Source organism: Rhizobacter sp. (genome assembly GCF_031412495.1).
Classification (GTDB): domain Bacteria; phylum Pseudomonadota; class Gammaproteobacteria; order Burkholderiales; family Burkholderiaceae_C; genus Schlegelella_A.
On record NZ_JANODC010000176.1, the window covers coordinates 1 to 6966 of the forward strand.

Annotated in this window: 7 protein-coding genes; 2 read left to right on the forward strand and 5 right to left on the reverse strand. The window is 73.5% G+C overall.

The window, feature by feature from the left end:
* Together AC30N0_RS06520 and senA are read right to left on the reverse strand one after the other, a co-directional pair.
* Positions 1–381: PhnD/SsuA/transferrin family substrate-binding protein (locus tag AC30N0_RS06520; protein WP_489517116.1), on the reverse strand; the 381-nt coding region annotated here is incomplete at its 3' end.
* 20 nt (positions 382–401) lie between these two features.
* Positions 402–1586 (reverse strand): selenoneine synthase SenA, encoded by a 1185-nt coding sequence (gene senA, locus AC30N0_RS06525; protein WP_489517117.1) that lies wholly within the window; start codon positions 1584–1586, stop codon positions 402–404.
* Positions 1587–1614: 28 nt separating this feature from the next.
* Here senA and senB point away from each other — a divergent pair, with 28 nt between their 5' ends.
* Both senB and selD read left to right on the forward strand, forming a co-directional pair.
* The gene (gene senB, locus AC30N0_RS06530) at positions 1615–2595 is read left to right on the forward strand and encodes a selenoneine biosynthesis selenosugar synthase SenB (RefSeq protein WP_489517118.1); all 981 of its coding nucleotides are present in this window, start codon (positions 1615–1617) and stop codon (positions 2593–2595) included.
* Positions 2596–2628: 33 nt separating this feature from the next.
* Positions 2629–3699, forward strand: a complete 1071-nt coding sequence (gene selD / locus AC30N0_RS06535; protein WP_489517119.1) for a selenide, water dikinase SelD — start codon at positions 2629–2631, stop codon at positions 3697–3699.
* A 12-nt stretch (positions 3700–3711) separates the two neighbouring features.
* Here selD and AC30N0_RS06540 read toward each other — a convergent pair whose 3' ends face one another.
* From AC30N0_RS06540 to AC30N0_RS06550, 3 genes are all read right to left on the reverse strand, one after another.
* Positions 3712–5391, reverse strand: a complete 1680-nt coding sequence (locus tag AC30N0_RS06540) for an NAD(P)/FAD-dependent oxidoreductase (RefSeq protein WP_489517120.1) — start codon at positions 5389–5391, stop codon at positions 3712–3714.
* Positions 5392–5399: 8 nt separating this feature from the next.
* Positions 5400–6263, reverse strand: a complete 864-nt coding sequence (locus AC30N0_RS06545; protein WP_489517121.1) for a beta-ketoacyl synthase chain length factor — start codon at positions 6261–6263, stop codon at positions 5400–5402.
* Positions 6260–6966, reverse strand: a 707-nt coding sequence (locus AC30N0_RS06550) for a beta-ketoacyl synthase N-terminal-like domain-containing protein (RefSeq protein ID WP_489517122.1), incomplete at its 5' end; no start/stop codon positions are given. The genes AC30N0_RS06545 and AC30N0_RS06550, both read right to left, overlap by 4 nt.

Here is a 6966-nt window from a genome sequence, read left to right on the forward strand (position 1 = left end):
CGTCTTCGCCGTGCTGTTCACCGGCACGATGAATCGGCTCGTGAACACGGCGTCTTCGGCGCGTTGCACGATCGGCACGGCGCCGCCGTTGGTGCGCAGCTTCGCCTGGACGAAGGTGAAGCCGCCGAGCCAGGCCAGGTCGATCTTGTTCGTCGCCAGGCCCTCGACGACCGCGGCGTAGTCGGTCACCGGCGTGAACTGGACCTCGCGGCCGGTCTCCTTCCGCAGGTAGTCGCCGAGCGGCTGGAACTTGCGCTGCAGCTCGGTCGGTGCTTCGTCCGGGATCGCCGACACGCGCAGCACCTCGCCAGGCTGGGCCCGGGCGAGGCCCGCGGCGACGAGCACGGCCGCGGCGACAAGCAGGATTCGACGATTCGACATGATTTCCTTCGGGTGGTGAATCAGGGGCGGCGCGAGGCCGAGCGAAAGCCGGCGAAGACGTCGCTGCGGCCGGGCAGGAAGAAGTTCCGGTAGCGCCGGTCGTGCAGCCGGCGGTGCGCAGCGAAGGAGCCGCCGCGCAGCTCGCGGTGGCTCTCGAACCACGGCTGCGAGTAGTCGCGGTACGGTCCCGGCGTGAAGCCCGGCCAGGGCCGGAACGGATCGGCGGTCCATTCCCAGACGCTGCCGCCCCATTCGAAGCCGGGAGCGGATTGTGCCGCCTGCTCCCATTCGGCGGCCCGGGGCAGGCGCCGCCCGGCCCAGCGACACCACGCCTCGGCCTCGAATGCAGAGACATGCACGACGGGGCCGTGCGGATCGAGCGAACACCAGCGGTCGAACCAGCGCGCCTGCCAGCCACCGCTGCCGCGGCGCCAGCGCCCCGGATGCGCCAGGCCGTGCGCCGACAGCCAGGTGCCGGCGGCACCGGGCCAGAGCGCCGGCTCGTCGTAGCCGCCGGCGGTCACGAAGGCGAGGAAGGCGGCGTTGTCGACCGGGACCGAATCGATCTCGAACGGGGCCAGCTCGACCACGTGCGCCTCGACCTCGTTGTCGAAGGCGAAGCCGGGCTCGGAGGCGGCGCGCCCGATCGAGACCGGGCCGCCGGGCAGGCGCAGCCGCTCGCGCCGGCCGCATGCGACCGGCGCCGCGATGCCGGCGGGCGCGGGCCAGCCGAGCGCGGCGCGCAGCCAGACGAAGGCCTCGCCGTGCATGTCCTCGTGAAAGAGGGCGAGCCGGTGCCAGTAGAGCGCGGCGTCGTCGGCGCTGTCCGGGATGGCCTCGACGCAGGCGCCGAGCTGCGCCTGCAGCGTCGCGAACAGGCTGGCACGGTCCGGCCAGCGGTGGCGCCAGCGATCGGCATGGGCCAGGCGCGCCGAGTCGTGGAGCGCGTCGGGGCCGGCGATCCGGGCCGGGCGCGCCGCCTCGATGAAGCCGTCAGCGGTCGCCCGATGCGGGCCGCGCAGGACCCAGAACTCGCCGAACCATGCCAGGTGGGCGAGCTCCCAGGCGATCGGGTTGATGCCCGCTTGCTCGGGCACGTTCCACTGCGCTTCGTCGAGGTCGGCGACGAGGGCGAGCGTGCGGGCGCGACTGTCGCGCAGGGCGGCGCCGAGACGGTCGCCGGCGAGCCGGCGCGCGTCAGACATCGGTGGCGGAGCGTGCCATCATGGGCCGATGACCGCTTCGCCGGACGCCGTGCCGCGCGTCCACATCGTCACGCCGGCCCTGCACGGGGCCAACAACGGCAACGCCCACACGGCCGAGCGCTGGCGCGTCTTCCTGGCGCCGGTCGCGGCCTGCGAGGTGGCGCTGCAGTGGCGCGGCGAACCGGCCGACCTCCTGATCGCGCTGCACGCGCGGCGATCGGCGGCGTCGATCGCCGCCTTCCACGCCGACCATCCGGAGCGGCCCATTGCGGTGGTCCTGACCGGGACCGACCTGTACCGGGACATCGACGAGGATGAGCGCGCGCAGCATTCGCTGCAGTGTGCCAGCGCCCTCGTCGTGCTGCAGGACGAAGGGCCGGCCCGGCTCGACGCGGCGGGCCGGGCGAAGGCCCGCGTCATCGTCCAGTCGGCGCCGTCGCTGCTGCTGCCGCCGCGGCCGGCCGCGCAGGCGGAGTTCGTGGCCGTCGGCCACCTGCGCGAGGAAAAGGACCCGCTGACGCTGATGGCCGCAGCGCGCCTCGTGGGGCCATCGGTGCGAATCGCTCACATCGGCGCCGCGCTCGACCCGACGCTCGGCGCCGCGGCCGCGCAGACGATGCAGGCGTGCCCCGGCTACCTCTGGCTCGGCGCGATGGAGCACGGGGCGGCGCGGCGCCGCATCGCCCGTTCGCTCGCCCTCGTCCACCCGAGCCGGATCGAGGGCGGCGCCAACGTCGTCATCGAGGCGCTGCGCTCGCGCGTGCCGGTGCTGGCCAGCCGCATCGACGGCAACCTGGGCCTTCTCGGTGCCGACTACGACGGCACCTTCGAGGTCGGCGATGCACCGGCCCTGGCGCGCCTGATGCGCCGCTTCGTCGATGACTCCGCCTTTGCCGCGCACCTTGCGGCGCAGTGCGCGGCGCGCGCGCCGCGCTTCCGGCCGGCGCTCGAGCGCGCGGCGGTGCGCCGCCTCGTCGCACCTGCTCGCACCCCGGCAGCGCGGCGCTGAGACAATCCGCCCTCCCCACGCCACGAGATCGCCATGAACGATTCCTTCCCGAAGGCCGACCCCGGCGCCGTCCGGCTGACGAGCTTCTCGCACGGCGGCGGCTGCGGCTGCAAGATCGCGCCCGGCGTGCTGTCGGAGATCCTCCGCTCGAGCGCCGGCGGCATCGTCCCGCCCGAGCTGATGGTGGGCATCGAGACCGCCGACGACGCCGCCGTGTACCGCCTCAACGACACGCAGGCGCTCATCGCGACGACCGACTTCTTCATGCCGATCGTCGACGACCCGTTCGACTTCGGCCGCATCGCCGCGACCAACGCGATCAGCGACGTGTACGCGATGGGCGGCCGGCCGATCATGGCCCTGGCGCTCGTCGCGATGCCGATCGACAAGCTCTCCGTCGAGACGATCGGCCAGGTCATCCGCGGCGGCGAATCGGTCTGCCGGATGGCCGGCATCCCGATCGCCGGCGGCCACACCATCGATTCGGTCGAGCCGATCTACGGCCTGGTCGTGATGGGGCTCGTGCACCCGGACAAGGTCCGCCGCAATGCCGACGCGAAGGCCGGCGACGTGCTGATCCTCGGCAAGCCGCTCGGCGTCGGCGTCATGTCGGCGGCGCTGAAGAAAGGCAAGCTCGACGCCGCCGGCTACGACCGCCTCGTCGACACGACGACGCGCCTGAACACGCCCGGCATCGCCCTGGCCGACATGGCCGGGGTGCACGCGATCACCGACGTCACCGGCTTCGGCCTGGCCGGGCACACGCTCGAGCTGGCGCGCGGCGCGGACCTGGCGGTGACGATCGAGTGGGGCCGGGTGCCGCTGCTCGCCGGTGTCGAGGCGCTTGCGGCCGCCGGTTTCGTCACCGGTGCCTCGGGCCGCAACTGGGCTGGCTACGGCGCCGAGGTGGCGCTCGACGCCGGCCTGCCGGCCGTGGCGATGGACCTGCTGACCGACCCGCAGACCTCGGGCGGCCTGCTCGTCAGCTGCGATCCGGCCAGCGAAGCGGCGGTGCTCGCGCTGTTTCGCCGCGAGGGCTTCGCCACGGCAGCCCGCATCGGCCGCGTCGACGCCGGTCCGACCGGGCTGCGCGTCGTCGCCTGACGGCGGGCAGCGTCAGGCGGCTTCGGCGAAAAGCATCGGCGCGCCCGCCGCCTCCACCCCGGGTTCCCCGGGCACGCCCGGCAGCGCGGCGGCGTCGATCACGGCGCGCAGGCGGCCGGACTCGACGCCTGCCGTCGCGGCAGCACGGTCGGCGATCTCGCCGGCGAGCGTGCGCATCAGCGTCGTCGAATGGCGGATGCGCGCGCGGAAGCCGGCATCGTCGAGACGGTCGTTGAGGCTCGCGTTCAGCGTCGCGAACCAGGGCAGCGAGGCCTGGTCGAGCATCACCGCCCGGTTGTCGCCCGGCGTGGGCGGCCGGTTCGCGCTCCACTCGCGCAGCAGCCGCTGCACCTCCACGTTGAGCTGCTGGCAGTGGGCGAGCTCAAGGCGCAGGTCCGACAGCGCCGGCAGGTCGGCGATGCGGCCCTGGAAGAAGAACTGCGCCAGGATGCCCCAGTAGTAGGTGTAGTCCCAGATCACCTTCACCGGCAGCACGCGGGCGTCGCCGAAGATCGGGTACTGGCCCTGGTAGAGGGCGAGCGTGCTCTCGTAGAACGAATGGAAGATCTGGTCGTAGATGCGCGCGTGCGCCTCGATCGGCCGGCCGGCCAGGTCGCGCCCGACCAGCTCGGTGATGTAGGTGTTGGCGATGGCGATGAAGTCGCTGCCGGGCGAATAGAACGGGTCGAGGAAGAGTCCGGCCTCGCCGGTGAGGGCCCAGCGCTCGCCCGAGAAGACCTGCTTGCAGCCGTAGGAGAAGTTGCGGAAGAAGGCGAAGTCCTGCAGCAGGTGGCGCTTGCCGTCGAGCTCGTCGAAGAGGCGCGGCTGGTGCTCGCCGAGCCACTCCATCGCCTTGTCGAAGCTGTTCATCGTCGCCAGCGGATGCATGCCTGCGTCGGCGACGATGCCGACCGAATGCGAGCCGGAGGCGAGCGGGATCAGCCAGGCCCAGTAGCCGGGGCCGACGAGGTGGTTGGTGGAGAGCCAGCGCGCCGCCGGGTCGCAGCGGCCGCGCCAGGACGGGTCGTCCGACCAGTCGTCGATGCGGATCCGGTCAGCGATGCGGAACCACACCGCATTGGCGTCGTGCCCGTTCGGCTCGGCAAGCTCCAGCTTCTTTTTGATCAGCCCGGCCCGCCCGCAGGCGTCGATCAGCCAGCGCGAGCGCGCCTCGCAGCGGCGGCCGCCTTCGGTCCACTCGACCCGGTGCTCGCCGCCGGCTGCAGCGAGCTCGATGTCGCGGACCAGCGCGCCGCCGGCGAAGCGCACGCCGCGCCGCGCCGCTTCCTCGGCCAGGAAGTTCTCGAAGATGCCGCGGTCGAGCTGGTAGCTGGGCACCGACAGGAAACGGCTGGCCCCGATCTCGGTGACGGCCTCGACGTCGCGCCGGCCCTCCGAGGAAAAGAAGCGGAAGCCGAACTTCTTCAGCTGCGCCGTGTCGAGGTGCGCCTTCAGGCCGAGCACCTGGCTGAAGTAGTGCGCGCCGATCTCGACCGTCGACTCGCCGACCTTGTGCGCGGCGTGCGGCACCGGATGCTGGCGCCGCTCGAGGACCAGGATGTCGAGCCCGGGGTGGCTCTGCTTCAGCTGCAGCGCCAGCGTCAGCCCGGCGAGCCCACCACCGGTGATGACGACGTCGTGCCGCGTCGCCGTCGGGCCCGGGGTGGCGGCGGTGGGTGCGGTCTCGGCCATCGGCGCGATCATGCCTGGGCCGCCGCGCCGATGCCCGCGCCCGCCTCGGCAAGGCTCGCCGGCCGCAACCGCAGGGCGAGGTCGCGGCCGAGCGGCAGCTCGAGGGCGGCGCCGGCGGCGGCTCGCTCCGGCGGCCGCGGCAGGCGGGCCAGGAACTCGAAGAACGGCAGGGCGTCGGCCATGGCACTGCCGGCCAGCGATCGCGCTGCCTCCGAATGCAGCGGCGGCACCGAGGTCGGCCCGGGCACCAGCGTCCAGTCGAACGCGGCGAGCGTGCGGCTGCTCGCCTCACTGCAGAGGACGAGCGCTCCGGCGACCAGGCCGCGGCTGCGCGTCACCGATGCCAGGGCGCCGGTCGCCTCGACGTCGAAGGCGACCAGGAGCACCGGCTCGCCCTCCGTCGCGCACTGCACCGCGGCCTCGAGCAGGCCGGCGGCGAAGCTGGCGTCGAAGGCGGTGAGCGCCGTGCTTGCCGCCATGCAGCCGGTGCCGATGGTCCAGTAGCCGGCGGCGGCGTTGTGCTCCGAGTTGTGGAAACGGGTCGGCGAGATGAGCGTCGGCTGCTCGGCGAGGGTGCGGCACATGTAGTCGTTGACCGCGAGGTCGCCGTGCGCCGAGGTGAAGATCGAAGCCATCGACCCGGGAGCCCGGCCGGCATCGCGCGCCGCGGCCGCCGCGACCTCGAGCGCCAGGGCGACGGTGTCGGGGGCGCGACGTCGCTCCGCCGGGGCGAGGATCTCCGGCGCCGGTCGCTTGGCCGGCGGGTCGGCGAGCGGACCTTCGCCGCGCAGGGCGGCGCGGGCCGCGGCCCAGCCGGGCAGCGTCGGCGCCCAGAAGGCGGCCGACTCGACGTGGAAGCGGGCGCCGCTCATGCGGCTGTCGAACCCGCAGCACCGTCGGCGCGGCCGAAGGCGAGGACGCAGTTGTTCCCGCCGAAGCCGAAGGAGTTGCTGAGCGCGACGCGAACGTCGGCGCGCTGCGGCTGCAGGCGGATCTGCGGACCGCAGGCTTCGTCGAGATCGCGGGAGTTGACCGTGCCGGGCAGGAAGCCGGTCTGCAGCGCGAGGAGGCTGGCCACCGCCTCGACGATGCCCGCCGCGCCCAGGGTGTGGCCGGTGATGCCCTTGGTCGAGCTGGCATGGGTGCGCGCCGGGAAGCGCCGCGCGACGAGCGCCGCCTCGACCTCGTCGTTCTTGGTGCTGGCCGTGCCGTGCAGGTTGATGTGGTCGACCTGGCCGGCGTCGAGCCCGGCCCGCGCCAGGGCGTCGTCGAGGGCGCGTTCGGCGCCGAGCCCCTCGGGGTGCGGCGTCGACATGTGGTGCGCGTCGCTCGATTCGCCGTAGCCGAGCAGGAGCGGCGCACCCGGCGCGCCCGCATCCGCTCGCTCGAGCAGCGCGAAGCCCGCCGCCTCGCCGATGCTGATGCCGTCGCGCGCCGCATCGAAGGGCCGGCACGGCGCCGGCGAGACCAGCTGCAGCGCGTTGAAGCCGAACAGGACGCTGCCGCAGAGCGTGTCGACGCCGCCGACGATGGCCGCGTCGACGAGGCCCAGGCGCAGCATGCGCTCCGCGGTCG